The organism is Saccharopolyspora sp. NPDC045839 (genome assembly GCF_056431645.1).
Map to the genome: position 1 here is coordinate 191,919 of NZ_JBWKKH010000012.1, position 26,526 is coordinate 218,444.

At 68.6% G+C, this 26,526-nt stretch carries 23 protein-coding genes; 11 read left to right on the forward strand and 12 right to left on the reverse strand.

The features are described 5' to 3' along the window. Nucleotides 1–15 precede the first annotated feature (15 nt). Nucleotides 16–261, reverse strand: coding sequence for a hypothetical protein (locus AC07EQ_RS19415; protein WP_478389312.1), 246 nt, complete (start codon nt 259–261; stop codon nt 16–18). Between the two features lie 319 nt (nt 262–580). Here AC07EQ_RS19415 and AC07EQ_RS19420 point away from each other — a divergent pair, with 319 nt between their 5' ends. After that, on the forward strand, nt 581–925 hold the full coding sequence (locus AC07EQ_RS19420; protein ID WP_478389313.1) for a hypothetical protein: 345 nt from the start codon (nt 581–583) through the stop codon (nt 923–925). 236 nt (nt 926–1,161) lie between these two features. On the opposite strand, the gene AC07EQ_RS19425 is transcribed toward AC07EQ_RS19420, so the two are convergent. Both AC07EQ_RS19425 and AC07EQ_RS19430 read right to left on the reverse strand, forming a co-directional pair. After that, entirely contained in the window at nt 1,162–2,124 is a 963-nt protein-coding gene (locus AC07EQ_RS19425; RefSeq protein ID WP_478389314.1) for a PDR/VanB family oxidoreductase, read from the reverse strand. A 13-nt stretch (nt 2,125–2,137) separates the two neighbouring features. Continuing rightward, nucleotides 2,138–2,848 carry a hypothetical protein gene (locus AC07EQ_RS19430; protein ID WP_478389315.1) on the reverse strand — a complete coding sequence of 237 codons (711 nt, stop codon included), beginning with the start codon at nt 2,846–2,848 and terminating at the stop codon, nt 2,138–2,140. Nucleotides 2,849–2,963: 115 nt separating this feature from the next. Here AC07EQ_RS19430 and AC07EQ_RS19435 point away from each other — a divergent pair, with 115 nt between their 5' ends. Continuing rightward, complete coding sequence (locus AC07EQ_RS19435; RefSeq protein ID WP_478389316.1) at nt 2,964–3,683, forward strand: GntR family transcriptional regulator; 720 nt, start codon at nt 2,964–2,966, stop codon at nt 3,681–3,683. A 22-nt stretch (nt 3,684–3,705) separates the two neighbouring features. Here the strand turns inward: AC07EQ_RS19435 and AC07EQ_RS19440 are convergent, their stop codons facing one another. Continuing rightward, nucleotides 3,706–4,332: an MBL fold metallo-hydrolase gene (locus tag AC07EQ_RS19440; protein ID WP_478389317.1), complete on the reverse strand. Its 627-nt coding sequence runs from the start codon at nt 4,330–4,332 to the stop codon at nt 3,706–3,708. Beyond that, entirely contained in the window at nt 4,329–5,414 is a 1,086-nt protein-coding gene (locus tag AC07EQ_RS19445) for an S-(hydroxymethyl)mycothiol dehydrogenase (RefSeq protein WP_478389318.1), read from the reverse strand. Before AC07EQ_RS19445 ends, AC07EQ_RS19440 begins: the two co-directional genes overlap by 4 nt. On the opposite strand from AC07EQ_RS19445, the gene AC07EQ_RS19450 reads away from it, so the two are divergent. Then, nucleotides 5,415–6,845, forward strand: coding sequence for a LuxR C-terminal-related transcriptional regulator (locus tag AC07EQ_RS19450; protein ID WP_478389319.1), 1,431 nt, complete (start codon nt 5,415–5,417; stop codon nt 6,843–6,845). A gap of 27 nt (nt 6,846–6,872) precedes the next feature. On the opposite strand, the gene AC07EQ_RS19455 is transcribed toward AC07EQ_RS19450, so the two are convergent. From AC07EQ_RS19455 to AC07EQ_RS19470, 4 genes are all read right to left on the reverse strand, one after another. Then, the gene (locus AC07EQ_RS19455; RefSeq protein ID WP_478389320.1) at nt 6,873–8,648 is read right to left on the reverse strand and encodes a WXG100 family type VII secretion target; all 1,776 of its coding nucleotides are present in this window, start codon (nt 8,646–8,648) and stop codon (nt 6,873–6,875) included. 40 nt (nt 8,649–8,688) lie between these two features. Then, nucleotides 8,689–9,003, reverse strand: coding sequence for a hypothetical protein (locus tag AC07EQ_RS19460; protein ID WP_478389321.1), 315 nt, complete (start codon nt 9,001–9,003; stop codon nt 8,689–8,691). A 273-nt stretch (nt 9,004–9,276) separates the two neighbouring features. Beyond that, nucleotides 9,277–10,593 carry a hypothetical protein gene (locus AC07EQ_RS19465; RefSeq protein WP_478389322.1) on the reverse strand — a complete coding sequence of 439 codons (1,317 nt, stop codon included), beginning with the start codon at nt 10,591–10,593 and terminating at the stop codon, nt 9,277–9,279. A gap of 88 nt (nt 10,594–10,681) precedes the next feature. Continuing rightward, nucleotides 10,682–14,056, reverse strand: coding sequence for an outer membrane protein assembly factor BamB family protein (locus AC07EQ_RS19470; RefSeq protein WP_478389323.1), 3,375 nt, complete (start codon nt 14,054–14,056; stop codon nt 10,682–10,684). 419 nt (nt 14,057–14,475) lie between these two features. Between AC07EQ_RS19470 and AC07EQ_RS19475 the strand changes: the two genes are divergently transcribed. The 3 genes from AC07EQ_RS19475 to AC07EQ_RS19485 all read left to right on the forward strand — a co-directional run bounded on the left by AC07EQ_RS19475 (nt 14,476) and on the right by AC07EQ_RS19485 (nt 16,153). After that, on the forward strand, nt 14,476–14,664 hold the full coding sequence (locus tag AC07EQ_RS19475) for a hypothetical protein (RefSeq protein WP_478389324.1): 189 nt from the start codon (nt 14,476–14,478) through the stop codon (nt 14,662–14,664). Continuing rightward, on the forward strand, nt 14,661–15,518 hold the full coding sequence (locus AC07EQ_RS19480; protein WP_478389325.1) for an SDR family NAD(P)-dependent oxidoreductase: 858 nt from the start codon (nt 14,661–14,663) through the stop codon (nt 15,516–15,518). Before AC07EQ_RS19475 ends, AC07EQ_RS19480 begins: the two co-directional genes overlap by 4 nt. A 110-nt stretch (nt 15,519–15,628) precedes the next feature. Continuing rightward, complete coding sequence (locus tag AC07EQ_RS19485; RefSeq protein ID WP_478389326.1) at nt 15,629–16,153, forward strand: nuclear transport factor 2 family protein; 525 nt, start codon at nt 15,629–15,631, stop codon at nt 16,151–16,153. Between the two features lie 167 nt (nt 16,154–16,320). Here AC07EQ_RS19485 and AC07EQ_RS19490 read toward each other — a convergent pair whose 3' ends face one another. After that, a complete protein-coding gene (locus AC07EQ_RS19490) occupies nt 16,321–17,070 on the reverse strand; it encodes a hypothetical protein (RefSeq protein ID WP_478389327.1) in 750 nt (249 codons plus the stop codon). A 404-nt stretch (nt 17,071–17,474) separates the two neighbouring features. Between AC07EQ_RS19490 and AC07EQ_RS19495 the strand changes: the two genes are divergently transcribed. Both AC07EQ_RS19495 and AC07EQ_RS19500 read left to right on the forward strand, forming a co-directional pair. Beyond that, nucleotides 17,475–18,323: an EamA family transporter gene (locus AC07EQ_RS19495; protein ID WP_478389328.1), complete on the forward strand. Its 849-nt coding sequence runs from the start codon at nt 17,475–17,477 to the stop codon at nt 18,321–18,323. A gap of 414 nt (nt 18,324–18,737) precedes the next feature. Beyond that, nucleotides 18,738–19,817 (forward strand): DUF4185 domain-containing protein, encoded by a 1,080-nt coding sequence (locus AC07EQ_RS19500; protein ID WP_478389329.1) that lies wholly within the window; start codon nt 18,738–18,740, stop codon nt 19,815–19,817. 114 nt (nt 19,818–19,931) lie between these two features. Here AC07EQ_RS19500 and AC07EQ_RS19505 read toward each other — a convergent pair whose 3' ends face one another. Further along, complete coding sequence (locus AC07EQ_RS19505; RefSeq protein ID WP_478389330.1) at nt 19,932–20,696, reverse strand: mechanosensitive ion channel family protein; 765 nt, start codon at nt 20,694–20,696, stop codon at nt 19,932–19,934. A gap of 173 nt (nt 20,697–20,869) precedes the next feature. Continuing rightward, entirely contained in the window at nt 20,870–22,039 is a 1,170-nt protein-coding gene (locus AC07EQ_RS19510) for a TetR/AcrR family transcriptional regulator (RefSeq protein WP_478389331.1), read from the reverse strand. 406 nt (nt 22,040–22,445) lie between these two features. Between AC07EQ_RS19510 and AC07EQ_RS19515 the strand changes: the two genes are divergently transcribed. From AC07EQ_RS19515 to AC07EQ_RS19525, 3 genes are all read left to right on the forward strand, one after another. Further along, nucleotides 22,446–23,351 (forward strand): acyl-CoA thioesterase, encoded by a 906-nt coding sequence (locus AC07EQ_RS19515; protein ID WP_478389332.1) that lies wholly within the window; start codon nt 22,446–22,448, stop codon nt 23,349–23,351. 466 nt (nt 23,352–23,817) lie between these two features. Then, the gene (locus AC07EQ_RS19520; protein WP_478389333.1) at nt 23,818–25,155 is read left to right on the forward strand and encodes an MFS transporter; all 1,338 of its coding nucleotides are present in this window, start codon (nt 23,818–23,820) and stop codon (nt 25,153–25,155) included. A gap of 179 nt (nt 25,156–25,334) precedes the next feature. Then, the gene (locus AC07EQ_RS19525; RefSeq protein ID WP_478389334.1) at nt 25,335–26,522 is read left to right on the forward strand and encodes a lipid-transfer protein; all 1,188 of its coding nucleotides are present in this window, start codon (nt 25,335–25,337) and stop codon (nt 26,520–26,522) included. The last annotated feature ends 4 nt before the right edge of the window (nt 26,523–26,526 follow it).

Sequence of the window (26,526 nt, forward strand, 5' to 3'; positions counted from 1 at the left end):
GATACGCGCCGGGTGTCAGCGCAGCACCTCCAGGAAGATCCAGCCCCTGTCGCCGATGTAGCACCTGGCGTCCTTGTAGGTGCCGTCGGCCTTGAGCTGCGCTGCCTCCTCGTTGCACTGGTCCATCGAGGAATACACCGCGGGTCCGCCGCCGACGGTCTCCCAGCCGGACGCGGAAGCGGCGCCGACGGTCAGCGGAATGGCGACCACGGCGGCGCCGAGGGTCAGACCAGCAGCGAAAAGGGAACGCCGCATCTTCATATGCACCTCTCCTGACGAACAAGGCCAGAACGGCCTAGCCGGTTTCTTGCCGGGCCAAGATTAGGTTCACCCGGGTCCGGAGCCGCAACGGTGAACCGAACATGTAGGGATTCCTTGCAGGAGGAGAGGCTTCGCACGTCATAGGTGCCGTTGGCCGATGAGCCCAACCGGGTACCCGCCCCACCTCGGCCCCGCCGTTGGGGACGATCGGGCAGCCGCACGTGCCCGAACGTCGCCGCATGTCGGCGGTTTCCCTTTCGCGATGGAAGTTTTCGGTTGAATCGATGGTGCAATCGACATCCGATGAAGGGATTCGCCAATGAAGCAGTCAACCAAGCGTCGGACCGGCCGCGGTCTCGTGCTGGTCGCAACCCTGGGTGCGGCGCTGGTCACGGCGACGGCCGGCACCGCCGCCGCCGCCACTCCGGGCGAATTCACCTTGTGCTCCAAGGGAGGCTACGACTCCTACGCCGCCTTCCCGGATTCGCACTCGTCCACTGTGATCGTCCCCGACGGGCAGTGCATCACGCTCGGCATCAGCGGCACGGAGCGGTACGAGATCCGCATCGCGAGCAACGACGAGACCATGGGAGGCGGCACGTACGACCCGCGCGAAGGGGTGACCGTCACCACCGTCGAAGGGCCCGGCTTCTTCTGGTCCTGACGACTGGGCGGGGCAGTGCGGGCATCGTGCGCGCGGTGCCGGAACTGCCCCGTTCGCGTCCGGCCTGGGCCAGGTGGGGGATATCCCCGCGCTGGTCGAAAATTCGGTTATCGGTCCTGGACTGGACTTTCATGCGACGGGCCGTGGCGTTCTCGGGTGCTGCGGACGTGACCGGATGAAGGCAGCGTTCAGCGCCGTACCTGGTGGGGCGCTGAACGCTGCATGGGAAAGGACTGTCAGAGGTCGAGCACCAGCACGCGGCCCCGTGACCGGGACACGCACGGCAGCATGATCTCGCCGCGTTCCCGCTCCTCGTCGGTCAGCACGTCGTCGCGGTGGTCCGGCTCTCCCGAGACCACCCCGACGGCGCAGGTGCCGCAGATCCCGGCCCGGCACGAGTTGTCGAGTTCGATGCCCGAGGCCTCGAGAACGTCGAGCAACGGCTCGTGCTCGGGGACCGCCAGCCGTAGGCCACTGCGCTTGAGCACCACCTCGAACGACCCGGAACCCGCGTCCGGCTGAGGAACCTCCGCCGAGAATCGCTCCCGGTGCAGCGACCCCGCCGGCCACGCCCCGCAGGCCTGTTCCACCGCTGACAGCATGGGCCCGGGGCCACAGCAGTAGACCACCGTTCCGTCCGCAGGCACCGCCAGGTAGCGGTCGAGATCGGGAAGGCCGAACTCGTCCTGCGGCACGATGATCAGCTCGCCTCCCGGAAGGGCGGTCAGCTCGTCGAGGAACGCCATCGAGGATCGCGTCCGCCCGCCGTAGAGCAAGGTCCACGGCCGGCCGAGCGCGGCCACCTGCGTCGCCATGGCGAGGATCGGGGTGATCCCGATCCCGCCGGCGACGAGGAAGTACTTCTCGGCGTCGGCGAGCGGGAACCGGTTGCGCGGCCCGCGGACCCGGAGCCGGTCGCCCACGCGGACGTGGTCGTGGACCCGGGCGGATCCACCGCGCCCGCGTGGTTCCCGCAGGACGGCGATCCGCCACCGGTCGGCGGTCCGCGGATCGCCGCACAGCGAATACTGCCGGATCAGCCCCGGGCCGAGATCCACGTCGATGTGCGCTCCCGGCTCCCAAGCCGGGAGGTGCTGCCCCTCGGGGTCGCGCAGGGTCAGCGCCACCACGTCATCGGCGCGGCTGTCCGTGGCCTCGACCACGACAGTGCGCCAGACGTCGATTTCCTGAGCGGTCATCTCCGGCGGCCGATCAGGTGTCGCGGCCGGCCGCGACGGACTCGGGGCTGAACGTGCGCCAGGCGATGTCGCGCATGCCGCGCATGGCCCGCAGGATCTCATCGCGGTCTTCGTCGGTGTGCACGTAGGTCGCCATCATCTGCAGGCCCAGGCCGACGTGGAACTTCTCGTCCTTCTCGATCTGCTTGTAGATCCGGGTGACCTCGTCGAGGCCGTGCCGTTCCGCGCCGCGGAAGGTCGGTTCGAAGCTTCCCGACGCCGACGTCTCCGACAGATTCCACGCCGCGACCGCGGACAGCGGGTGGCGGTCGAGGCATTCCCAGAGGAACCGGCTCCACGGCTCGGCTTCGGCGGGAACGGTCGTGGGCACCTCGCCGCCGAGGGACTCGATCGCCTTGCCGACCATGTCGTAGTGCTCGGCCTCCTGGAAGGACTGCTTGGCCAGCAACGTGATGTGCCGCCGCTCGAACTGCATCCCGTAACGCCGGATCTCCTCGTTGAGGAGGTAGACGTAGTCGATCTCGCGCCAGCAGCGGGGGATCAGCCACGAGGCCAGCCGGGCCGGGTCGGGGTCCTCGTCGTAGCTGGCGAAGAAGGCCTCGGTCGCCTGGGCCGTGGCCACCTGGACCGAGTCGAGCAACTCGTCGAGTTCGGCCCTGATCGGATCGAGGCCACTGCCGCCCCTGACGTTGCGCACGTCGACCATGTCACCCTCCGTATTCATGTATCCAATGTCCGTGTATCCATGGATACAATCTGAGCGTGCAGTGGTTGTCAAGGCCGAGGTAGCTGAACCGGAGCAGCCCCGGTTGTCCTAAGATTTCCGTTGTGAGGACGAAATGAGCGAGGCCGCGGACACGTTGCGGGCGCCGAGCAGCTACGCCGACCAGATCGCGCACATCCTGGAACGCGAGATCCTCGACGGGCGGTACCCCCGCGGGGAGCACCTGCAGCAGGACGAGATCTGCGGGCGTTTCGGGGTCAGCCGCACGCCGGCGCGTGAGGCGCTGCGCAAGCTGCAGGCGATGAACCTGGTCGAACTGGTGCCGAACCGGGGCGCCATGGTCAAGGTGCCGACCCTGCGCGAGCTCAACGACGTCTACCAGGTGCGGGCGGAGCTCGAAGGGTTCGCCGCCGAACTGGCGGCCCGCTCACACGACCCCGAGATGCTCGCGAAGCTGGAAAGGGCGCACGAGGCGCTGGCCGAGGTCGTGCCGCTCGCCGTCGCGAAGCTCGACGACCCCGAGGAGACCGAGGCCGGCGAGCGACTGCGCCGGTTCAACGACACCTTCCACGGCATCGTCCACGCCGCCGGGGGGAACCAGCGGCTCGGCGGGATGATCCAGGACCTGCACCGCTACTTCCCGAAGGACACCGTGCGGCTCGCCGTCCGGTCGCCGGAGACCCTGCGGGCGCTCTACGTCGAGGAGCACGCGGTCGTCCTGGAGCACATCACCCGCGGACGGGCCGCGCGGGCGCGCACGGCGATGCGCGACCACATCCGCGGGTCGCAGGCGATGCTGGTGGACTACCTGCGTGGCCGGGGCTTCGGCGATTGAGCCGGCCCGGCGGGCCGGTCCGTCAGTAGCCGCGGGCGATCCAGTCGGCCAGGTGCGGTGCTTCGGTGCCGATGGTGGTGCCGTCGCCGTGACCCGTGTGCACGCGGGTGTCCTCGGGCAGGGCGAACACGCGTTCCCGGATCGAGCCGATGATGGTCGGGAAGTCGGAGAACGAGCGGCCGGTGGCGCCCGGACCGCCGGCGAAGAGGGTGTCCCCGGAGAACAGGGCCTTGGCTTCGGGCAGGTGCAGGCAGATCGAACCGGGCGAATGCCCCGGCGTGTGGAGCACCTCGAGCTCCGTTCCCGCGACGGCGATCCGTTCCGCGTCGCTCGCCTGCCGGAACGACTGGCCCGGGTGGGTCATCTCCCACAGTTCGCGGTCGCCGGGGTGCAGCAGGACCGGAGCGTGGAGCTGCTCGCCCAACTGCGGGGCGACGGTGACGTGGTCGTTGTGCCCGTGCGTGCAGACGACGGCGACGACATTTCGATCGCCCACGGCCTCGATGATCGGCTTGCCGTCGTGGGCCGCGTCGATGACGACGACGTCGGTGTCGTCGCCGACGAGCCAGACGTTGTTGTCCACCTCCCAGGTCCCGCCGTCGAGTTCGAAGACGCCGGTGGTGACGACGTGGTCGATCCGCAGGTTCACAGGATCACCACCGAGCGCAGGACTTCGCCGGAGTGCATGGTGTGGAAGGCTTTCTCGACCTCGTCGAGGCTGATGCGTTCGGTCACGAACTTCTCCAGCGGCAGCCTGCCCTGCAGGTACAGATCGATCAGCATCGGGAAGTCGCGCTCGGGCAGGCAGTCGCCGTACCACGACGACTTCAGGGCGCCGCCGCGGGCGAAGAAGTCCAGCAACGGCATCTCCAGCCGCATGTCCGGCGTGGGCACGCCGACGAGCACGACGGTGCCGGCGAGATCACGTGCGTAGAAGGCCTGCTTCCAGGTCTCGGGACGGCCCACCGCGTCGATCACGACGTCGGCGCCGAACCCGCCGGTCAGTTCCGCGATCGCTTCGACCGCGTCGATGTCGGAGGCGTTGATCACGTGGGTGGCGCCCAGTTCGCGGGCCCAGCCGAGTTTCCTCTCGTCCCGGTCGACCGCGATGATCGTGCCCGCGCCGGCCAAACGGGCACCGGCGATGGCGGCGTCGCCGACACCGCCGCAGCCGATGACCGCGACCGAATCGCCACGGCCGACCATGCCGGTGTTGACCGCCGCGCCCAGCCCGGCCATGACCCCGCAGCCGAGCAGCCCTGCGACGGCCGGATCGGCGGCGGGATCGACCTTGGTGCATTGCCCGGCGTGCACGAGCGTCTTGTCGGCGAACGCGCCGATCCCGAGCGCCGGGGTGAGCTCGGTGCCGTCGGTCAGCGTCATCGGCTGTTCGGCGTTGCAGGTGTCGAAGCAGTACTGCGGTCGCCCGCGTTTGCAGGCACGGCACTGGCCGCAGACCGCCCGCCAGTTCAGGATCACGAAGTCACCCGGCTGCACGGATTCGACACCTTCACCGACCATCTCGACGGTGCCCGCGGCCTCGTGCCCGAGCAGGAACGGGAACTCGTCGTTGATGCCGCCCTCGCGGTAGGTCAGGTCCGTGTGGCACACGCCGCACGCCGCGATGTCGACCACGACCTCGCCGGGACCGGGGTCGGGGATCACGATGTCGGTCAGCTCGACCGGGGCCTGCTTCGAACGGGCGATCACCCCGCGCACCTGCTGTGGCATGTGGGCTTGCTTCCTTTTCTGTCGGCGGAAAGGCATGCGCTTCGGCGCATACCGTTCGCGACCCTAACCGCGCCACGCCGCTGGACGACCTGGTCGAAAGGCGGGCAAAACCTCGACTTCCGGCTAGCGGACCGGCAGCCTAGACTCGCTGGAATGGCCGACCCGAAGTCCCCGCGCCCGGACCGTCTGCGCGGTTTGCGAGAGGTCGTCGACGGCCCGCTGCACGGGATCGCCGGCCGGTTCTCCCGTTTCCTGTCCGCCCGGTGGCCGCACAGCGCCCTCGTCATCTTCACCCGGGAATGCACGGGCCGTCCACGCAAGGTCGCGGGGGACGCCGAGATGATCAACCGCGTCACCATCGACGAACTCGACCAGCTCAAGGCCCGTGTCGACCCGGGCACCCCTGTCGCGGCGAACGCCGTGATCGGCGGCGTGACACGCGCGGTGTGGGTGGTGCTGGATCCGGTTGGCACGCTGCTCGTGCTGGTGCCCCGCGCGCCAGGGAAGCGATTGCCGGAAGCGGAGGGGCTGGCGGGTTTCTTCGGTGTCGTCGCGACCTCGATCAGGCAGCAGGTAGCTCAGGCCAGCCCGGACTACCTCGCCGAATCACGGGCCGCCTCGAGCGAGCGGGCACGCACGATCACGGAGATGGTCGCCGCGCACGAAAGCGCTTTGTTGTCGATTCTGAACACGCTGCGCTCCTCTGGGCTCGATGACCGGCGTGCCCGGCTCACCGCGACCGAGGCGGCCTCGGCAGCGCTGGTCGTCTTGCGGTCCGCGCAAGAATCGGATCTGTCGTTGTCGGAAGAACCCGCATCGGCCGCGTTCACCAAGCTGCGCAAGAACATCCGGCAGCTGATGAAGCACCATGAGGTGTGCCTGGAGTTCACCGCGCCCGGCAAGACCGCGCGACCGTTGCCGGGGGAGGTCGCCTATGCGGCGCGCGCGATGACGAGGACGATCGTGTTGGCCTTCGCCGCGCAGTCCAGGTTGGCCCGGCTGCGCATCGCGTGGCGTTGCGACGGTGGCTCGCTGCTGATCGACGTGCGTGATCAGGAAGCCGGAGAGCTGGACGTGAGCACGTTGTCGCGAGAGCTGGAAGGCCGGGCGCGGACGCTGGGCGCCGCTGTCGACCTGGACGCCGTCCCGGGCTGGGGCAGCCGGGTCAACATCGCTCTCCCGCTCGACTCGCCCGCTACGCACTCCGGCGAGCCGCGACTGACCAGCCTCAACGCCAGGGAGCACGAAGTCCTGCGCCTGCTCGCCCAGGGCAAGCGCAACAAAGCCATCGCCGCCGAGCTCGGCGTCACGGAAAGCACCGTCAAATTCCACGTCACCGGTGTGCTCCGCAAACTCGACGTCGGCTCGCGGGGCGAGGCGGCCGCGCTGGTCCGCAACGCCGAACCCACCCCGCCGGCACCGGCGCGGTGACCGAGAATCAGGGCGCGGCGAAAGGGCTCATCGCGGCCCATTGATTTGTTCACGGGTGAAACTTTCGGTGGACTTCAGACCGATTCGAAAGAGCCCTTCTTCGAGGCCCATGTCGGGAAATGCTCGGTTGCCGGCGGAGCCGACGGCAACCCCGCGCACGCCGCCGGCAAGCGCACCGATGAGAACGTCACGTCCAGTGGTGCCCGGGTCCCGGCTGCCGTTCGCGATTCCGGCTGCCGACTGTGCGGCGGAGCCGGACGCGCCCTTGGCGATGTCGCGCACGCTTTCGTGAAAGACGATCGACTGCCAGGGCTTGGCGGTGCCGAAGGAGTCCCGCCAGTCGTTGTGCCGCCACGCCTCGCGCAGCTTGTCGTCGAAGGTGCCATGCATGTTGAACTGGATCGCCGCCGCCCTGACTTCGTTCGACGCGGCCAGCATCCGCCGCAGCTCGTTGACAACGTCCTCGGTCTGCTCCACCTCGCGAAGCGCCACGCCCGTCGAGTCACGTGCCGTGTCGAGTGCCTGCACCGCTCGGTCGTGCTGTTCGCGCAACGCGGTCACCTGTTGGGTGGCGGCGTGGTGCTCCGTTCTGGCCTCCCGGAGGAAAGTCTCCGCATCGTCCTGCCAGCGCTGGTTTCCCGATCGCTGGTAGACGGCGAGGAGGCTTTCCGCACGCCACAGCCGCTGTTCGGCGTGGTCGACGCGGCTGCGCGCTGCTTGCAACGCCGTGTGGGCTTCTGCCCCGCTGATCTCCGCGCCCTGCAGCGTGGATTGTGCGGCGGAGAGCTTCTCGCGGGCGTCGGAGGCACGGTTGTGCGCGGCGTCCGCCTCGCCGACGAGGTGGCGGTGTTCGCGCGGGTTTCCCCGCAAACCGAGCTCGCGGGCGTTGGCCCGAGCATCGTCGAGCCTCCGGACTGCCTGTTCCCGGTGTGCATGGGGGCGCGGGACGGGCGGGTTCGGTTCCGGCGGCGTTGTGGCCTCCTGCCGACCCGGCGAGTTCCACCGCAGAGATTGCACAGCGGCGTCGATCTGACCGCTGAAAGGCACGAAATCAGGCCGCCCGTCCGGCGCGCGCACGATCTCGCCCGAGCTGTCGAGCTTCCTTTTCAGCCCACTGGCGGTTACTCCGCCGAAGACGCCGCCGACGCCGAAGCTGATCGCCGCGTTGGTGAACAGGTGCTCCGGGTTGATGTTCTTGCCTGTGATCCCCGCCGCCGTGCTACTGGCGGCGATGTCGATGGCGAAGTCGCGGAAACCCTCGACCAGCGCGCGACCATAGCCGAAGCTGAAGCTCTCCCCCCGCCAGCTCGCCGCCGCCAGCCGCTGGACGGCGGCCCGCACCGAGGCGAGCCAACGGGTGAGCGCGGCGAGTATCTGGGCGAGCAGGGCGAGCATGCGGTTCGACTGCGCGACCAGCGTTGCGATGTATGCTTCCGCAGTCGCAATCAGCGCCGGAAAGAATGCCGCCGCGGCGATGTAGGCGAGCAGCGCCGCGATCTGAATTGCGATTTCTTTGAGAATCTCCGAAATCTGTTTTTGCTGCTGCGCGTGTTGGCCCAGCGCTTGCGCCATTTCTTCGCAGAAGGTGGACAGCGCGTCGATGCGCCCGGTGAGGCCGTCGGTCGCGTTGTGAAAGGCGTCCGCTGCGGGGCCGGTCCAGCCGCCACCCGTCTGCGAATGGGCAAGCCGGGACTGAAGGTCCGCCTCGTGGCTGCGCAGGGCCGCGGCGAGCGTGCTCCAGGCCTGCGCCTGCGCTCCGAGCACGGCGGGGTCGCCGGTCTTCGCCGCCGCGTCGTAGGTCATGAACCCGCTCCGTTGACCGCGTTCTGCTCGCCTTCCGAACTCATTGACCGAGGCCCAGTCTGATGGCGGCTTGCTCGGCATGGTTCTCGGCCGACCGGTAGTCCGAGGCTTGCCGATCCAGCGCATCCGCGTGCCTCAGCAACGCGTCCGCCTGCCCGCGCACCCCATCGAGGACGGCCTGCACGACCGCCCGGGTCTGCGCTGCGGCCTCGTCGGATTCGAGCAGGTTCCCGTATCCGTTTTCCTGGAAGCTGCCCGCGAACTGATCGCCCGAACTGCGCATACCTTCGGCTACGTCGCGGAGAGCTTTCGCCGTTCTCGCAATGTGTCCGGAGTCCGCCGAAACGCGGTCCAATCTGCTGCCTCCTCATGCGCGTCGCGGTCAATCGACTGCCATACCCGAAAAGGTTCCTGGAGAAGATCGTCGTGGCGCAAGCGAAAGGAAGAATGGGTGATCGTCCTAACATTACTGCTGCCGGTCGTCGTCAATCGTTCAGCTTCTGTAAAGCAGCAATAAACCCGGCAGTCGCGGAATGTGTCTTGCGGAGATCGGCTGAGTGGGCTTTCCGGGTAACGGTTCGCCGGGGTGATCATTTGCCGGCGTTCTCTCTGGTCCGGGTGGTCGATCTCAGGGGGCGAGAATGCCGCCTGCGGCCACTACGGCTGCCGCTGCGCCGCTGATCGTCACCGTCGTCGCGGCTGCCAGTGGTAGGCGGCGGCTCCACGCTCGCAGGTGGGGAGACGTCGATGCACGCGTGAGGAGCGCGTCGCGGCCGCGGAGCACCGCCAGGCTGACAGTGGCGAGTGCCGCTGCCATTCCGATGCCGAAGGCGGCAACCATGAGCATTGCGGCACCGGCTCGGCCGGCGAGCAGGCCGCTGAGGAGGACGAGGAATGCCGAAGGCGAGGGCAGCAGTCCGCCTGATGTGCCGAGCAGCACGATTCCCCGCCAGGTCAGCAGCGATTCGGCCGGGAGACCGTGCCCGTGCCCGTGCCCGTGCCCGTGGCCGTGGTGTCGGGTGCTCAGGTGGCGCCGAAGGAGTGCCACTCCTACTCCGATGACGACGATCGCGCCGATCAGGTGCAGCCACTGCGTCATGGCGGCTATGTCCGGAACGTGTTCGGCGGCGATCCACCAGCCGATGCCGAGTGCTGTCACCGACACGGTGTGCATGAGGGCGACGACGACCGCCAGCACCAGGGCATCACGGGTCCGGCCGTGCCCGCCGACGAGGTAGCCGGCCGCAAGGGCTTTCCCGTGTCCGGGGGCGAAGGCGTGGAAAGCGCCCACGATTGCTGCGATGAGCGTGGCCAGTGGGAGGAAGACACCGTTGTCCAGCAACTGGGCCAGATCGGTGGTCCAGATCGACGGCTCGGTTCGGTCGGCGTGCGCGGAAGCCGGGGTGCCGGCGAGGGCGATCGTCCGGCTCGGCTCGGATGCGGTGTGGATCCCGCCATTTCCCTTTTCGGTCACCGACATCGTGCGATAAGCGGGGTCGATGTCGGTCAAGGCGGTGATGGTAATTTCCACCGCGCCAACGGTTTCCGGGCACGCGTAACGCAGCAGGGCGCCGTGCTGCGCGATGGTTCCGGTGTCCACTGCGTCCTCCCGGCACGCGACACCGTTCTGGTTGACGCCGATGTGCGAACTCAGGTAAGCGGCCACGGTGGTCGATCCGGACAGCCGCAGGGCCTCCGCCGCGTCGTCGGCCGCGACGTCCGAGGGCGGCAGGACCCCGGTCTTGTGGCCGAGCGCGATGAGATCGTCGGCGGCGGCCGACCAGGTGAGCTCGACGACGGCGCCGCGCGCTTCGACTTTGGCCACCGCTGGTGTCCCCAGCGGGTGCGCGGCGGCATGGCTCGCGAAGCCCAGCAGTGCTGCCACGGCGAGCAGGCCGGAGGCGGCGGCGTGGAGCGGCTTCCACGGCGCGTTGCGAGATGGCACGGTCCAGCTCCTGGTGCGAAGAGTCGGTTGGCATGGGGGAGGGCCTCACGAGCCGCGGCAGGCGCGGCTCGTGAGGCCGGGGGTGTTGTTACGGGGTGCGGCGTGCTGCGAAGGCGTGGATCGTGCCGTCGTCGGTCAGGGCGTACAGCCAGTCACCACTGACCGACAGCGCCGACGCGACACCACCACCGAGGTTGTGCTCGGCCAGCAGCTTGCCGGTGGCGCGATCCAGGACGAGCAGGCGTCCGTCCCAGGTGCCCGCGTAAACCGCGGTTTCGGTGGCCAGTGCGTGCATGGCCGGCGAACCGGCGGGCGCGGTGGTGCACCCGTAGCCGACGCGCCACTCGTCCTCCAGCGGGTTCTCCCCGGGCAGGTAACCGACCGGTGTCTCCCACAATGGCTTGGTGGGATCGGCAGCGCGCGTGTCGTAGGCCCGGATCACGCCGTCGATGCTCGCCACGTAAGTGATATCGCCCCACACGGCCGGGCTGGTCACCGGCGGGGGACCGGGCTCGCAGGCGCCGTTGCGCGGAGCGGCCTTCGCGTGCCAGGTCACCGCCAGGTTCGCCGCCGGGTCGTGCCCGCGCACCCCGGACTGCGTCGCCGTTACCAGCTGGGGATCGCCCTGGGCCGGGTCGGTGAAGGCCGGCGAGGAGTGGCTGAAGATGTCGCCTTCGGTGTTCACCTCCGCCGTGCGGGTGCAGCTGCGCAGGTCCATCGCGATCAGCGACTGGCTGGACCCGGAGTGCAGGTAGGCGGTGTCCGAACCGGGTTGGCGCACTGCGGTGCTGTGGAACTCACCCCAGCCGCCGGGGGCGGCGAAACCGCCGGGGAGACGTTGGCCGTTCCCCGCGTCGCGGCAGACCACGCCGTCCCACTCGTGGTAGACGGCCACCGAGCGGTTTTCGGCGGGCAGGTCGAACACGCTCACCGGGCTGCCCGCGCGGCCGTAGCGGCGGACGGTGTCGCCGTGCTGCTCCTCGGCGTCGATCGTTTCCCAGACGACCTTGCCGTCGTTCGCGTCCAGCGCGTAGACCCGGCCCACGCCGGTCGTCAGGTACACCCGGCCGCCGTGGACGGTCGGGAACGACTCGGCGTCACCGTCCACATAGGTCCGCCACACTTCCCGCCCGTGCTTCAGGTCGTAGGCGAGCACCATGTTGTACGGCGAGTCGAAGGCTTGCGATGCGACGATCGCCTTGCCGTCGACGATGGCGGCACCGTTGAGGTGGAACTGCTCGCCGGTGTTGGCCGCCCAGCGCAGGTCGAGCTGGGTGCCCGGGTCGTCGGCGCTGGCGGACCGACCGCGTTCGTCGCCGCCTTGCCGAATCCAAGCCTGGCCGGTCTCGGCCTTCCGCACGTCCTTCTCCGGCACGACCTGGAACGTGGTTTTCGCCGCTGGCCAGGTTTTGCCGGTGGTGTCGACCGCGGTCATCTCGGCGGTGTAGGTGCCGGGCTTGAGCTCCCCGACGCGGTGGCTCACCCGCGTCCACGAGATCCTGGCCGCCGGACACGGTTCAGCTGTGCCGCCGGGTGCGGTGTAGCAGTTCACGATGCCCTGCTTGCCGATCTTGGTGCCGAACTTCAGGTCGTGTTCGTCGCGGACGGTCTTGCCGCGATCGTCGCGGATGGTCAGCGACGCGGTGGCCGGCGTGCGGCCGTTGTCCTCGGCGTAGAGCTCGACGGGGATGTCACGGCCAGTCGGGTGGACGCTGCCCTGCGCAGGGCTGACGAGTGCGGTGTCATCGTTCACGTCGAACTGCCGGTGCGTGCCGGTGACGTTACCGGTGTCCTCGCTGGCCTTCGTGGCCGGGTTGTCGGTGATCTCGCTGAAATCGAGGATCTTGTAGTCCGGGCGGGCGCCGTCGATCCCGTAGGTGCCCTGGTTGTTGACCTCGACAGAGCGATCGAAGGCGCCCCGGCGGAACTCGGCCTGCTGGTTGTGCCCGGCCGCGAACATCCGGACGTCATAGCGGGCCAGCTCGTCGACGATCGGCTGCATCCCCGCTCCGGGGCCCCAGCGGGTGAGCAGTGACCGGTGGGCGAAGACGAAGACCTGCTTGCCGACGGCGTGCCGCTCGAGGTCCTCGCGGAGCCACTCCAGTTGCGGTGCCAATCCGCTCGCGTCGTAGTTGTCCTCCAGCACGACGATGTGGCGGCCGTTGCGGTCGAAGCTGTACCACTCCGGGCCCACGTTGCGGCGCCAGTACTCGACACTGCCGCCGTAGCCCACCGAGGCTGCCGTGCCACCGAAATCGTGGTTGCCGATGACGGGGTAGAACGGGTGGCCCAATGCGCCGTCGGTCAGGCCCTTGCGCAGCAGGTCGTAGCCGCCCTGCCGGCGGGGTTCCGCGGCATAGTCGGTGACCGTGAGATCACCGGTGGTGATCGTCATCGTCGCATCGTCCACTTCGGACATCGCGTTGACCTGGCCGGTCCACCGCGGTAGCGCGGTGGTGGCTTCCTGGTCGGTTCGGTTGCCTACCTCGGTGTCGGAGACCATCAGCCACTTCTCGGTGGGGTTGGCCGCGTTCGCGTCAGGTACGAGTGCGAAATCGATGCCGGTGTGTGCGTCGGGCCGCACTTCGCGGAAGAACTGCGGCACGAAATCGGCGCGTAGTGCTGGGGTGTGGCCATTGGGGGAGACGACGCTGACGAGATCGGTCTCGCGCCGCGCCGGGTCGATGTCGATGCGGTAGGAACCGTCGGGGCCGCTCGTGGCCCACGCCGCACCATCGGTCACCGACACGCCCGGCAGCGGAGCTTCACCGGGGTCCCGCGCGCCATTTCCGTTGGCGTCGGCGAACACCGTGCCCTGAACGGGCAAGGTCGCCGGATTCGCTGGAGCCGCCGAAGCGACCGCGGGTGTCAGCGACGCGGCGGCCAGCACGCTCGCGACCGCCACGCGCAAGGGACGGCGGGTGCGCGTCGCCATGTCGCGGAGCCGCGGTCCGTACTGGCGGATCCCGACGGCAGCGAGCAGCAACCCGGCGGCGAGCAGCACGGCGAGCAGCGGGAACTGCGGCGGCTCGTGAGCGCCCGCCGCATCCACGACCGGCAGCTCCGGTGTCGCGTTCGCGGTCGTGCCGTTGAACTCCACGACGACCTGCGACAACCCGGCATTCTCCAGCAACGGAGCCAGATCGAGCTGCTCGACGGGACAGTTCCAGGCCAGCTCGACGACAACGCCTTCGGGGACGCCGCCGCTGTCGCCTGGCACACCCGAACCGGTCATCGCACAGGGGTCGGCCAGCAGGCTTTGCGCCCACCCGCCGGCGTCCTGCGCCGAGACGATGTCGCGGTGCACGATCAGCCGACCGCTGGTGGTGTCGCCGTGGCCGGCGACGATGAGTTCACCGTGTTGTGGAGAAACATGGGCACCGGCCGGTGCGGCACCCAGACCGAAGACCGCCAACAGCGACGCGAGGCAGATGCTCGCCGCTGCGCGTAGGAGTCTGTTCACAGCGCGGGCCGCTATTGACGGGCGACCATCAGGGGGAATGGCTGCGGGCAAGCCTTCATCCGCTGGCCACGAACAGACCAGACATGTTATCGAATTGAGATATTACCTGTGTAACCCCGTTCCGCGGGCCGCATCTCCTGCCGTGTCCGTCGTGGCTGGAAACAGGCGCAATGGTCGAACTGACAAGTTGATCGTGCGGGTGTCCGCCTGGCACGAGTTTGAAACGTTCTACGACGGACACCCCCCACGCCAGGGCATCGCGCGCCCGCTGAACCCGTCCGGCCGCGCGCGGGGCGCGGCGTGCCCGGCGGGGTCCGCTGCCGGGGCTTGACTTGCCGGTCGCCTTCGATACGCTCAAGCAAGCGTTTGGTTTTTCGTTGTCGCAGTCGACTCGTGCGTCAGGGACCGGGAGCGGGTACATGGCCGATGAACGAACGTCCGAGCGGGAGGTGCCGAGCAGCCTTCGTCCGGCAACGATCACCGGGATCAGGGGACGGGCCAGGCACCGCAAGCCGATGTCGTCGGCGAAAGCGATTCCCCGCTCGGATGTCGACGGTCTCGCGGTCGTCCCGTGCGGTGGGCCACTCGGCATGGCGGGCGAGCTGTGAGCGGCGACCGGGTCGCGGTGGTCACCGGCGCGAGCCGGGGCGCGGGCAAGGGAATCGCGCTCGCGCTCGGTCAAACCGGTGCCACGGTCTACGTCACCGGCCGGACCCGGCGGGAGGGTGCGGCGTCGCTGCCGGGCACGGTCTTCGCCACCGCCGAGGAGATCGACCGCAGGGGCGGCACCGGAGTTCCCGTTGTCTGCGATCACCGTGATGACGACCAGGTCGCGGCACTGTTCGAGCGGGTGCGCGCCGACCACGGCCGGCTGGACATCCTGGTGAACAACGCGTTCATCGTGCCGGACCAGCTCGCGACCAAGGGGCCGTTCTGGTCCAAGCCGCTGGCGTTGCAGGAGATGTTCGAGGTCGGGCTGCGTTCCAGTTACGTGTCCAGCTACTACGGTGCGCCGCTGCTCGTCAGCACTGGTGGCGGCCTGCTGGTCAACACCTCGTCCTTCGGCGCCACCTGCTACATGCACGGGCCTGCCTACGGTGCGGTGAAGTCAGGTGTGGACAAGATGGCGCACGACATGGCGGTGGACCTCGAACCGTTCGACGTGGCGGCCATATCGATCTGGATGGGACTGCTGCGCACCGAGCGGACCGAGGCGGTGCTGAACTCGGACCCCGAGCGCTACGGCGAGCTGACCGCGATGGCCGAGTCGCCGGAGTTCACCGGACGGGTCATCGCCGCGCTCGCCGGGCACCCCGACCGGATGCGGTGGACCGGGCGAGTGCTGGTCGGAGCCGAGGTCGGCGAGGAACTGGGCGTGGTCGACGTCGACGGCACCTCCCCGGCGTCGCACCGGGAATTCCTCGGCTCCCCGGTCGAGTTCAGCGACTCCATTGTGGATTGAGGAGAGCGCATCGACGTTCGTCGCCCGATGGTTCTGGCCCCCGCTGTTGACGTACTGAACCGCCGAACGCGGGATGGCTGTTGGCGAGTCTGGCGTACGAGGAGGCGGAAGTGTTCGATGACGGCGATGTGGATGTGCGTGACCTCGCTCGCAGGGTCGCGCGCCTGGAGGCGATCCAGGAGATCGAACGCCTGAAGTACCGGTACTGGCGAGCATGCGACAGCAAGGATCCCGATGCCTTCCGGGAATGCTTCGTGCGCGAGGGCGCCGATATCGACTACGGCCCCGGCCTGGGCGGCTTCGACGACCGCGAAAGGCTCGTCGAGCTGTACAGCGAGCTGGCCTTGCGCCGCGACGGCGACCGCTGGCTCTTCAACGACATCCATCACGGCATGCACCCGGACATCGAACTGATCGACGCGAACACCGCGGTCGGCAGCTGGACCTTCTGGTTCATGAGGGTCAACCTCGCCGACGGCGTCGTCGAGCAGGCGTCACTGGAATATCGCGACCGGTACCTGGTCGAAGACGGGAAGTGGAAGATCCAGAGTTCGCACGTCACTCCCCTGACGGGGGTGAACTTCCCGATCCCGGAAGGAGCGAACGTCGCTCCGGGGCCCGCGGTGCCGAAATGATGCGGCCGCGCGGAACGCGCGTCCGCAGAGTCGCCGGGCTGCTTGGCGGTATTCTCGTTGACGAGTCCTGCCACGGCTCGTCGGCGTTCGGGTCGTCGAGGGGTGCCCATTGGTCGCGGCTTGGTGGGGTCGATGGGTGTTCGGGAAGGCCTGCCGCGCGATCGACGTCACCGCCAGGGGGCCGCTTGGGCGCGCCACTGGGCCGTCTGGAAGTAGCGGGTTTCCTGGAAGTACTGCGTCGAGGGCCTGCGGCAGACCAGGACGATGAACGTGATGGTGCCGGTCAGAGCCAGTGCGCGGACGAGCCAGGCGAAGACGACCATCCCGATGGGAAGTCCGAGATCCCACGGCATCCCGAGCGCCACGTAGACGACGGGTGCCAGGAGGCCACCCATCAGTTCGAAGCACAGCCAGACCGCAGCGAGCACGATGAGGGTCACCCGAGCCCAGTTTCGGCCCGCCCGCAACTGGAATCCGAATGCGATCCACAGCGCGACCAGAACGGCGTACATGACCGCGGTGTAAATCCAGTCCGTGTCCTGGGCTGGCACCGGTTCTACACCGTACTGCTCCAAGGCGTCGTTGAGACCCGCGGTGATCACCTCATTCGTCAGGAGGACGAAGACGGTGTCCAGCGTGCTGACCAGCAGCGGTACGACCATTGCGATCCAGAACGCCATCTCGATCGTTCGCGGCCGACGAGGTTCGGTCCGTTCTTGTGCGGGCACCGGTGGAGCCGCGAACGGATTCCCGTACGGCGCTTGCGGGTGACCGTGCTGCGCGTGCGGGAAGCCGGTCTGCGGTTGCGGCGACTCGCTGCCCTCGACGTGCGACTGCCCGTCCTGGCCGGATGATTCCGGCTCGGGAAGCCCGTCCTGGGACTGTCCGCCTTGCTCTTGAATAGGTGGCAATGTCACGAATGAACAGTAGGAACGTCGCCGAACCCCGCCTACTGAATTCCGGCAATCGTTACAGAACCGCCGAATCCATCAGCAGGCATGAGGTCCTTCGGCTCCTCGCGCTCCGGGCACCGAAACTCCGGACGGCCCTGCGCCAGGCGAAGAAGCCAGGCATGGCCTACGTGATCTGTCAGGGTGGAAAGGGCTCCGGTGCAAGTGACTGGACGAGCGCGTGTCGGTCGGAACGCCTGCCGAGTGCCGAAGGGACCGCGATCACCTGTTCGGTCGATTAGGTGATGGGGGCGTCCAGACCGACGGATGATGTGGACTGGCAGGTCGTGGGGAGCTTCGTGGTGATCATCGGCAGAATTGTGCGGCGCCAGGGTGGTGGGCGGACGGGTGTGGCGCCTCCTGATCGCACTGTGCTCCTGCTGCTCGCGCTCTATGCGTGCTGGGGCTCGGCGATTCCGGCGATGAAGCTGATGGTCGACAGCGTGCCGCCGCTCGGTGGGGCGGCGCTGATCTTCTTGCTCGGCGGGGTCGTGCTCGCTGGTGTCGCGCGTGGGCGTCCCCGGCCTACGCGGGTGCAAGTGCGGCACCTGGCGGTTGCCGGCGTGCTGCTGCTGGTGGGCGGGCAAGGGCTCGCCACGGTCGCGCTGACCGCGGTGACCGCCAGTCTCGGGGCGATACTGGCTGCGGCGATCCCGCTGTGGGTGGTACTCCTGAGCGGGTTGATCGGAACCCGTGTACCGGTCGCGTCGTGGGTGCGCCTCGTGGCGGGGTTCGGTGGCATCGTGGTCGTGGTTCTGACGGCGCCGGGCAGTGCGATCGGCGGGGCGCCGTGGGCGGTCGCGGCGTTCTGCGTCGCGCCGATCCTGTGGGCTGCGGGGAGCCTGTTGATGGCGAACGTCGCCGGGACGGTCGATCGAGTTGTCGCCAGCACGGTTCAGTTGCTCGCCGGTGGGACCGTGTTGCTGCTGGTTGCGTTGTCGCTCGGTGAATTCGCCCCGATTCGGTGGTCGGACGTCAGCTGGGCCTCGGCTGGGTCGGCGGTGTTTCTGCTCGCCTTCGACTCGCTCGTCGGTTTCGTGCTCTACACGCGCCTATTGGAGAGCGCGCCGGCGCCGCTGGTCAGTACCTACGCCTACGTCACGCCGCTTGTCGGCGCCGCGATCGGCGCGACCGTGTTCGGCGAGTCGCTTTGGGCCGGTGCGTTCGTCGGGGGTGCCTTGGTGCTCGGCGCGGTCGCACTCGAGCTGCGCGGAAGATGAGCCGAGACCGTCGACCCGGCACGCTCGGCGATCCGGTCGAGTGCGACACCTGCGGCGTGCCGACGAGCGGGCACTACAAGGCTTCGCTGGCCTTGGCCTCTCACCGTCATGGCGCCCCTGATCGAACTACTCCGGCGTAAGCAGAACGCGGTCCCTTTCCGAGTCACCCGGCTCCCACGCCGGACGGGGGCGGGCGCAATTTGAGTTTGCAAAGACCGCACTGGTTTCGTTCCTGGTTCGGGTCATGGTCGACCCGTGCGTGCCGCGCGCCGAATCCGGCCGTCAAGCACGCTGCGGCGGCCGTCGCACCCCTCGCGGTGCGGCGCCTACAGTCGGGGGTGGGTGCGGCTGCCGCGGTGTGGCGGTGGTGCGCACGGATCGGCCGACGGACTGCGGGATGAGGTGCGAGCGCTGGTGCGCAAGGTGAAGGATCTGACCGGGCCGGGGCTCACGGATGGTTTCGGGATCGGGGGTACCGATCTCGGGGTCACCGCCATCGCGCCGGACGGGCGGCTGGTGTCGGTGTTCGGCGACACGTTCGAGCGGGCAGGGGTGGGCGGGCCCGGCTGGCGGTCGCCGGTCGTGCTGTTCGGTGACCCGCGGACCGCCACGTCGGGGATCAGGTGGACCGGTTCGACCGGCGCTCACCCGTACGCCGAGCAGGCGCTGCCGTACCACCACGACTCGATGGTCCACGGGCGGCGCGTGGGCACCGTGATCCCGACCGACGTCATCACCATCGGCGACGAGATGTACCTGCACGTGATGGTGTGCGCGGGGCTCGGCAACGTCCACTGGACCGAGGTGCACCGCTCGACCGACAACGGTGAGTCCTGGGCGCACACCGGTGCGTGGTGGCCCGGTGACCACCACGGCGGTCTGTTCCAGATGCTGACCTGGGAATTGGGCGACGACGGCTGCGTCTACGCCTTCTCGACCGGGTTCCAGCGGGACAAGGGCCTGGTCCTGCAACGCGTCCCGGCCGACCGCCTCACCGATCCCCGTGCGTGGGAGGGCTGGGGTTTCCGCGATGGCGTCTGGGCCTGGGGAAATCCGCCGACCATCGCGCTCACCGGTGCCTACGGTGAACTGTGCCTGCGCCGGGTCGACGATCGTTGGTTGTTGTCGTTCTTCGATGCCGGCAACTACCGCATCGACGTGATGAACCTCGACGGGCCGACGTCGAATCTGTACGAAGCGGTCCGCAGTACTGCGCTGCAGGGCTGCTCGTGGCACGGCGAGAACCACGGCAGCGGGCATGTCGCGCAGCTCTACGGCGGTTACATCGTGCCCGGCTCGACGCTGGACGACCTGCACCTGGTCGTCAGCCAGTGGAACACCGAGCAGAACTGGCCGTACCGGGCGATGCAGTTCGCGGGTAGCGCTCCCCGCCCTGGGGCTCGCCCGCTCCCCGGAGCGGAGGAGACGGGCAGCGGTACTGGTCGCCGGATCCTGAGGGCAGCTCATGACCTCGTCCTGCGCCGCATGAGCTAGCAGTGTGCCGATCGGACACCGCGAGCATCGCCAGCGCGTCGGGCATGTCCCTGCTCAGCAGCGTGGTCCCATCGATCGGTCGACGGCCACGTCGCACCTCGTGCCCCTCGCCGATCACGACGACTCCCCGCACTGACACGGTTTAGGTCTGCTTGCGCCTCGTTCGGTGTCGGTGGAGGCGTTCGGCCGGTCGGTTTGCGGCGCATGGATCCCGTTGTTGGGCGCGATGGCGGAGTTGAGGACGGCGGTGTTGGGCAGCTTGATCATGCCGTCGTCGCTTTCCAACGTCAGGTAGACGAGGCCCACTTCGGCTACGCGGCCTTCCAAGGGCCCACCGAGGGTCCCCGAGTGAACGATCAGGTGGTCGCCGAGGTTGAAAGGGCGCGCGGTGGCGAGCATCAGGCCGGCGAACACGTTGCCGAGCGACTGCTGCGCCGCGATGCCGATGATCACTCCGGTGACGGCGCCGCCGAGGAGGAGTTGGTCCACGCGCACGCCCAGCTCTCCCAGCGTCAGGACCGCGACGAGGGCATAACCGGCCAGGGAGATGACCAATCGGATCGCCCCGGCATGGCTTGCGCTGAGCCGAACCCTGGCGCGGCGGCCCGCTTCCCTCGCGAGGCTCTGCACGGCGACCGATCCCAACGCGACGAACACGATCGCGCCCCCGATCGCAGCGGCTTTGTACAGGGGCTGGCCGTTGCGGAACCACTCGGCCGGATCGATCAGAGCTGCCGCCACCAGCATCGCCACGGCTGACAACGTGGCGCCCATGCTGCGTTTCGTGTCGGCGGTGAGCTGTCGCGGCTTCAGCGCCAGCCGGATGTTCCGCCGCCGGCTGCGGTCACCGATGTCGGGGTCGCTGTTCGGGGAGTCCATGTGTTTCGATTCTCGGGGAATCAGCCACAAGATCAAGGGGTTGCCGCGGCCGGGCGAACAGCACCGCGCAGCAGCTGGTCAGCCACGTCGGGCACAACACCGACTACCAACGGCGGCGCTGACCACCTTCCGGATGACACCTACCCCGCATCCGCGGTCGCGTCGAGAAGGGGTTATTCCCCGTTCAGCAGCACCACGATCCCGATCTCCCAGAGCCGGTCGGCGAGATCGGGCCGGAGCGTGAGCCGTCCGGTCCGGACTGCGTTGTCGACCACCGAGAGCGCCGCGCTGACGACGACCTTCCCCTCGCTGGGGTCGAGCCCGGGCACGACCTTCTCGAGGATCTGGCTCCACATGGCGAGGTAATCGCGCTGGGCCTGGCGGCTGGACCGGCGGTTCTTCTCGGGCAACTGGTCGAGCTCGCTGAGCAGCAGGCCGATCAGGTGGCTGTTCTGCAGGGCGAAGTCGATGTAGGAGCGGAGCAGGAATTCCAGCGCTTCCCCAGGGGTCGAGGCGCGGGCCAGGGCCTGGTCCGTGGCGGCCTGCCGCCGTTCGCCGCCCCTGACCACGGCCGCGACGAGCAGGTCGGTCTTGCTGGGGAAGTGCTTGTAGATGCTGGGGCCGGTGCTGCCGACCACCTTGCCGATGTCGTCGGTGCTGACGGACTGGAATCCGCGCTCGTCGAAGAGCTTGACCGCCTCGGTCAGCAGCTGCTCGCGGCGGGACGGGGTCGCCATCGCGGAGCCGTCCGGGGCCTCCGGCTGACGGGCCGGGCGCGCCGTGCCCGGGCGGGAGGCCAGATCGCAGTACGCCACGCTGTGGAGCACCCGATGCATCACCCGCTCGAGCCTGCGCCGGGACAGGGGGATCCGCTGCCTGGAGATGCTGGCGGATACTGCGAGAAGAGCCCAGGCGAGGAGTTCGCAGTCCTCTTTGGAGAGATCCGGCCGTCCCTCCCGGATCAAGGTGGCCCGGCGGGCGGCGATGTCGTTGAGCCGCCGTCGCAGCTCGTCTCGTTGCTCGTCGGACAGGTGGCGCGCCTCGCGCTGCCAGAGGGTTGCCAGGCCGCCTTGCTCGGCGGCCTGAGCCGCGGCCGTCGCCAGCAGCTGGTCGAGTCCCGCCGCCTCGCGCACCGTGGCATCCATGACGTCGAGACCCCTGCTGACGACCTCCGACAGCAGCTCCTGCTTGTTCCGGAAGTGCCGGTACAGGGCAGGGGCGGTGATGTCGACGGCCGCTGCGACATCGGCGACGGACACGTTGTGGAAGCCGCGCTCGCGGAACAGGTCTCCGGCGGCGACGAGGATTCGGTCCCTGCGGTCGGGGGGCCTGGGTACCACCACGCGCTTACTCTCCCCTGAATGAACCGGGGATGATCACTTCCCCGTTGTTGCTGATCCGACGGCTGAGCCTAGTGCACGCAGGTCGCCTCGAAGCGATGCGGGCGCGGGCGCCGCCGGTCAGCGGTCACACGGCCGAGATGTCCACAAGATTGCAAGTGATCGATCACTAACTCCCGGGGAAGTTGCTGATGTGATAGCGGATTCATCCTTCCATGCCTGGACAGAAAGGTTATCGACAATTAACTTCAGACTGCGCTGATGCGCGTCGGGAAGATCGAAGGGAAGCGCCGGCCATGCATCTGACCGTGTTCGCCGAAGGTCCAGTACCGCTGCGCGGACGTGGTGGCGACGGCCCGGCTGCGGCCGCCTTCATGCCGCGGCGCGTCGCGCGCTCCGGGGGCCACCGATGACCGGCCCCGCCCGCGGCGCCGCCTCCGAGGCCGCCTCCGTGCTGCCTGACGCCCTCGGCAGCGACCTCGTCGGCTTCCTCGGCCTGGAGCAGCTGGACCGCGACCTCTTCCGCGGCTGGTGCCACGCGGGCTTGCCGCTGCGCGCCTTCGGTGGGCAGGTCGCGGCGCAGGCGCTCACCGCGGCGGGCCGTACGACCCCGGACGGGCACCATGTGCACTCCCTGCACGGTTATTTCCTGCGCGCCGGAGATACCCGGAAGCCCATCCTCTACCACGTCGAGCGGCTTCGGGACGGCCGCAGCTATCTCTCCCGGAGGGTTGCGGCCGTCCAGGGGGGTGAAGCGATCTTCACGCTCTCCGCATCGTTCAAGCTTCCCGAGGACTGCCAGGACCGGCATCCGCGGATGCCGGTCGTGCCGTTGCCCGAGGACCTGCCGGACCCGTATGCGACGTGGGCCGAAGCCAGTCCCGAGGACTACGAGAAGGCCCAGTGGCGACGGGTGATGTCCATGCGATTCGTCCCGGGCGAGCCCGAACCCGTACCGGGCCTCACCCAGCAGTTGGTGTGGCTGAAGTCCACCGAGAGATTGCAGGACGACCCGCTGCTGCACGTGTGCGCGCTCGCGTACTGCTCTGACCTCACCCTCGCTCCCACTGCCAGCCTCGACAGCGACCGTCCCCGCCCGCTGCGGGGTGGGCCGTCCCGGTTCTTCATCACCTCCCTCGACCACGCGATGTGGTTCCACCGGCCCTTCCGGGCCGACGAGTGGCTGCTGTTCGCCCAGCGCAGTCCCTCCGCCGGCGACGGACGTGGCTTGTCCTACGGGGAGTTCTGGACCCGCGACGGCAGGCTTGCGGCATCCGTCGTTCAGGAAGCGACGCTCCGCCCCCTTCGCTCCTGACCGCGTCCCCGTCATTCGTCGGGGGAGTCGCCTCGCGTGGGGCGGCCTTGAGAACACCGGCGAGGGCGACGAAGTCCTCGGCCGGCAAGGGCCCCGGCCGTGAAGTGGAGCGGCCGGGCCAGGGGGCACGCGTGTCTCCAGCGGGCCGGTCGCGGCCGCTGGTAACTCGATTCTCGTGGTTATTCACCGATCACTTTCTAGCGGCATTTCCGCGGCGGGCGACGTCGTGTGAACCGACTTGGACCGTGGCGCGGGGTGGTCGATCGGAGTTGCTGACCACGGGCGATCACGTTCAGCTAGCGGTGTGAACGGGCTGATGTCAGTGCGCGCGGTCTCGTGGGAAACCGCCTGTCAACTGGCTCTCGCTGCTCCGATCGAGTCTGGTGCCAGCCTCTGGACTCTTGTTCTAGTGCGTTAGCGATGCTTCACTTTTTTGCAATCCAGGTACCCATTCGGGGAGATTCCTATGAACGTTGAGCAGCGCGCCGCGGCAGGTCCGGTCCCGCGCAGCGGCGCCGACTCCGGCGATGTCACCGTCAGACGCAGGGCATGGGTCGTCCTCGCGGTGCTCTTCCTCCTGATGCTCGTCAACTACGCGGACAAGGTCGTCGTGGGCCTCGCCGGCGTGGACATGATGGACGAGGTGGGACTGAGCCCCGAGCAGTTCGGCGTCATCCAGAGCAGCTTCTTCTGGCTCTTCGCGATCGGGAGCGTCGTGGGCGGCTGGCTCGGCGGCAAGGTGAAGGCCCGCTGGGTGCTCGGCGGCATCGCCGCGCTGTGGGCGATCAGCCTCGCCCCCATGACGGGTCAGGTCGGCTTCACCGTGATCGTGGCCTGCCGCGTGTTGCTCGGCTTCGCCGAGGGCCCCACCACGGCCCTGGCCATGCACGTGGCCCATTCCTGGTTCCCGGCCCACAAGCGGACGATTCCCAGCTCGCTGCTCCTGGCGGGCGCGGGCCTCGGTCCGATGATCGCCGCCCCGCTGCTCACCTGGGTCATCGCCGCCCACTCGTGGCACGCGGCATTCGGCGTGCTGGCCGCATTCGGTGTGGTGGTGGCGGCGTTGTGGCTGTTGATCGGTCGCGAAGGCCCGGTGGCGGCCCACGCGGGAGGCGGCGAGGCGCCTGCGGTGGTCCTGCCCGAACGCGTCCCGCTGAGGCGCCTGTTCGGTACCGGCTCGGTCATCGGCCTGCTCCTGCTGTTCGTCGTCGCGTACGCCAACACCGCGGTGAAGGTCAGTTGGCTGCCGCTCTACCTGCGTCAGGGCCTGGGGTACAGCGCCGAGGTGACGGGCAAGCTCGTGGCCCTGCCGTACCTGGGAGCGGCTGTGGCGATCGTCGCGGCAGGCGTCGTCTCCCGCGTGATGACCAAGCGCGGCATGTCCAACCGGATCACCCGCGGTGTGCTGCCAGGTGTCCTCGTGATCGTGGGCGGCCTGGCCACGATCGCCTTCGCGCTGCTGGGCGCCGGCCCCCTGCAGATGGCTCTGATCGTGCTCGCCTCCTGCACGTACGCGGCGGGTTACGGTGTCGCGTTCACCGGCCTGGCAGATGTGGTGCCGGCCGGGCAGCGAGGCGTCGTGTTCGGGATCGTCACCGCCGTCTACAGCCTCGGCGGAATCATCGCCCCGATGATGGTCGGCAAGCTGGTCGGCGCCGGCGAGACGGCTTCCGATGGCTACGGGCAGGGCTTCCTGGTCCTGGGCATCGCCTTGCTGGTGGGCGGGCTGGCGGCTGCGGCGCTGGCCGATCCCGAACGGGACGCGGTGAAGCTGGCGGCGCGGCAGGAGGCCGGTAGGTCGTAACGGCTTTCGGGGTCACCCGACGTCGGCACCCCTTTCAAGTGAATCCCTGATGACAGGGCAGATCGAGGTCAATCCGCCAGCGTGGATGAAGATTGCCGTCACCGCAGGCAGATCGATGCTTGACAACAGGGATTCAGGCGGCAAAAGTGAATTGACGGTAACCAACTCTTGGAGGGTTCGTGAGTCGCAGAGTGCTGGTGGCAGGTGTCGGTATGGTCCCGTTCGCCAAGCCCAGTGCCGCCAAGACGTACGACGAGATGGGCGCGGGGGCCGTGCGAGCCGTTCTGGCGGACGCCGGCCTCGGCTACGACGAGGTTCAGCAGGTCTACGCCGGTTACGTGTACGGCGATTCGACCTGCGGGCAACGCGTCGTCTACCAGCTGGGCATGACCGGCATCCCGGTGCTCAACGTCAACAACAACTGCGCCAGCGGTTCCTCGGCCCTGTGGCTCGCGCGGCAGGCCGTCGAGAGCGGCGTGGTCGAGTGCGCGCTGGCCGTCGGCTTCGAGCAGATGCCCCCCGGTGCCCTGGGCGGCAAGTGGAGTGACCGGCCTTCCCCGCTGACGCACTTCAAGGAGACGCTGGGCGAGGTCTTCCCGGTCGACCCCGACGCGCCGATGACCCCGCAGTACTTCGGTGCCGCCGGTGTCGAGTACGTGGAGAAGTACGGGATGAAGCCAGAGGTCTTCGCCAAGGTCTCGGTGAAGGCCCGGCGTCACGCGGCCAACAATCCCCATGCGGTGTTCCGCACGCCGATCACCGAGCAGGAAGTGCTGGAGTCCCCGCACATGTCCGGGCCGCTGACCCGGCTCCAATGCTGTCCGCCCACCTGTGGTGCGGCCGCTGCGATCGTGTGCAGCGAGGACTTCGCCCGCAAGCACGGGCTGACCCCGAAGGTCGCGATCAAGGCCCAGACCCTCGTCTCGGACACCGAGGGCTTGTTCGAGAAGAAGAGCGCTATCGCGCTGGTCGGTGCTGACGTGACGCGTGCCGCCGCCACCGAGATCTACGAGCGGACCGGTGTCGATCCGCGCGACATCGAGGTCGTCGAGCTGCACGACTGCTTCACCGTCAACGAGGTCCTGTGCTACGAGGGTTTGGGACTGTGCGACGAGGGCGGTGCGGAGGAGTTCATCCTCAGCGGCGACAACACCTACGGCGGACGCGTCGTCACCAACCCGTCCGGCGGCTTGCTCTCCAAGGGCCACCCGCTGGGCGCGACCGGCCTGGCGCAGACCGCGGAGATCACCTGGCAGCTGCGCGGCCAGGCCGGCGCCCGCCAGGTCGGGGGCGCGACCCTGGGGCTGCAGCACAACCTGGGCCTGGGCACCGCGGGCGTCATCACCCTGTTCGAGAAGGTGAGCTGAACCC

Excerpts from the sequence above, each read along its gene's own strand:
- AC07EQ_RS19415 (WP_478389312.1), bottom strand. The coding sequence starts at position 261 with ATGAAGATGCGGCGTTCCCTTTTCGCTGCTGGTCTGACCCTCGGCGCC.
- AC07EQ_RS19420 (WP_478389313.1), top strand. The coding sequence starts at position 581 with ATGAAGCAGTCAACCAAGCGTCGGACCGGCCGCGGTCTCGTGCTGGTC.
- AC07EQ_RS19425 (WP_478389314.1), bottom strand. The coding sequence starts at position 2,124 with ATGACCGCTCAGGAAATCGACGTCTGGCGCACTGTCGTGGTCGAGGCC.
- AC07EQ_RS19430 (WP_478389315.1), bottom strand. The coding sequence starts at position 2,848 with ATGAATACGGAGGGTGACATGGTCGACGTGCGCAACGTCAGGGGCGGC.
- AC07EQ_RS19435 (WP_478389316.1), top strand. The coding sequence starts at position 2,964 with ATGAGCGAGGCCGCGGACACGTTGCGGGCGCCGAGCAGCTACGCCGAC.
- AC07EQ_RS19445 (WP_478389318.1), bottom strand. The coding sequence starts at position 5,414 with ATGCCACAGCAGGTGCGCGGGGTGATCGCCCGTTCGAAGCAGGCCCCG.
- AC07EQ_RS19455 (WP_478389320.1), bottom strand. The coding sequence starts at position 8,648 with ATGACCTACGACGCGGCGGCGAAGACCGGCGACCCCGCCGTGCTCGGA.
- AC07EQ_RS19475 (WP_478389324.1), top strand. The coding sequence starts at position 14,476 with ATGGCCGATGAACGAACGTCCGAGCGGGAGGTGCCGAGCAGCCTTCGT.
- AC07EQ_RS19505 (WP_478389330.1), bottom strand. The coding sequence starts at position 20,696 with ATGGACTCCCCGAACAGCGACCCCGACATCGGTGACCGCAGCCGGCGG.
- AC07EQ_RS19515 (WP_478389332.1), top strand. The coding sequence starts at position 22,446 with ATGACCGGCCCCGCCCGCGGCGCCGCCTCCGAGGCCGCCTCCGTGCTG.
- AC07EQ_RS19520 (WP_478389333.1), top strand. The coding sequence starts at position 23,818 with ATGAACGTTGAGCAGCGCGCCGCGGCAGGTCCGGTCCCGCGCAGCGGC.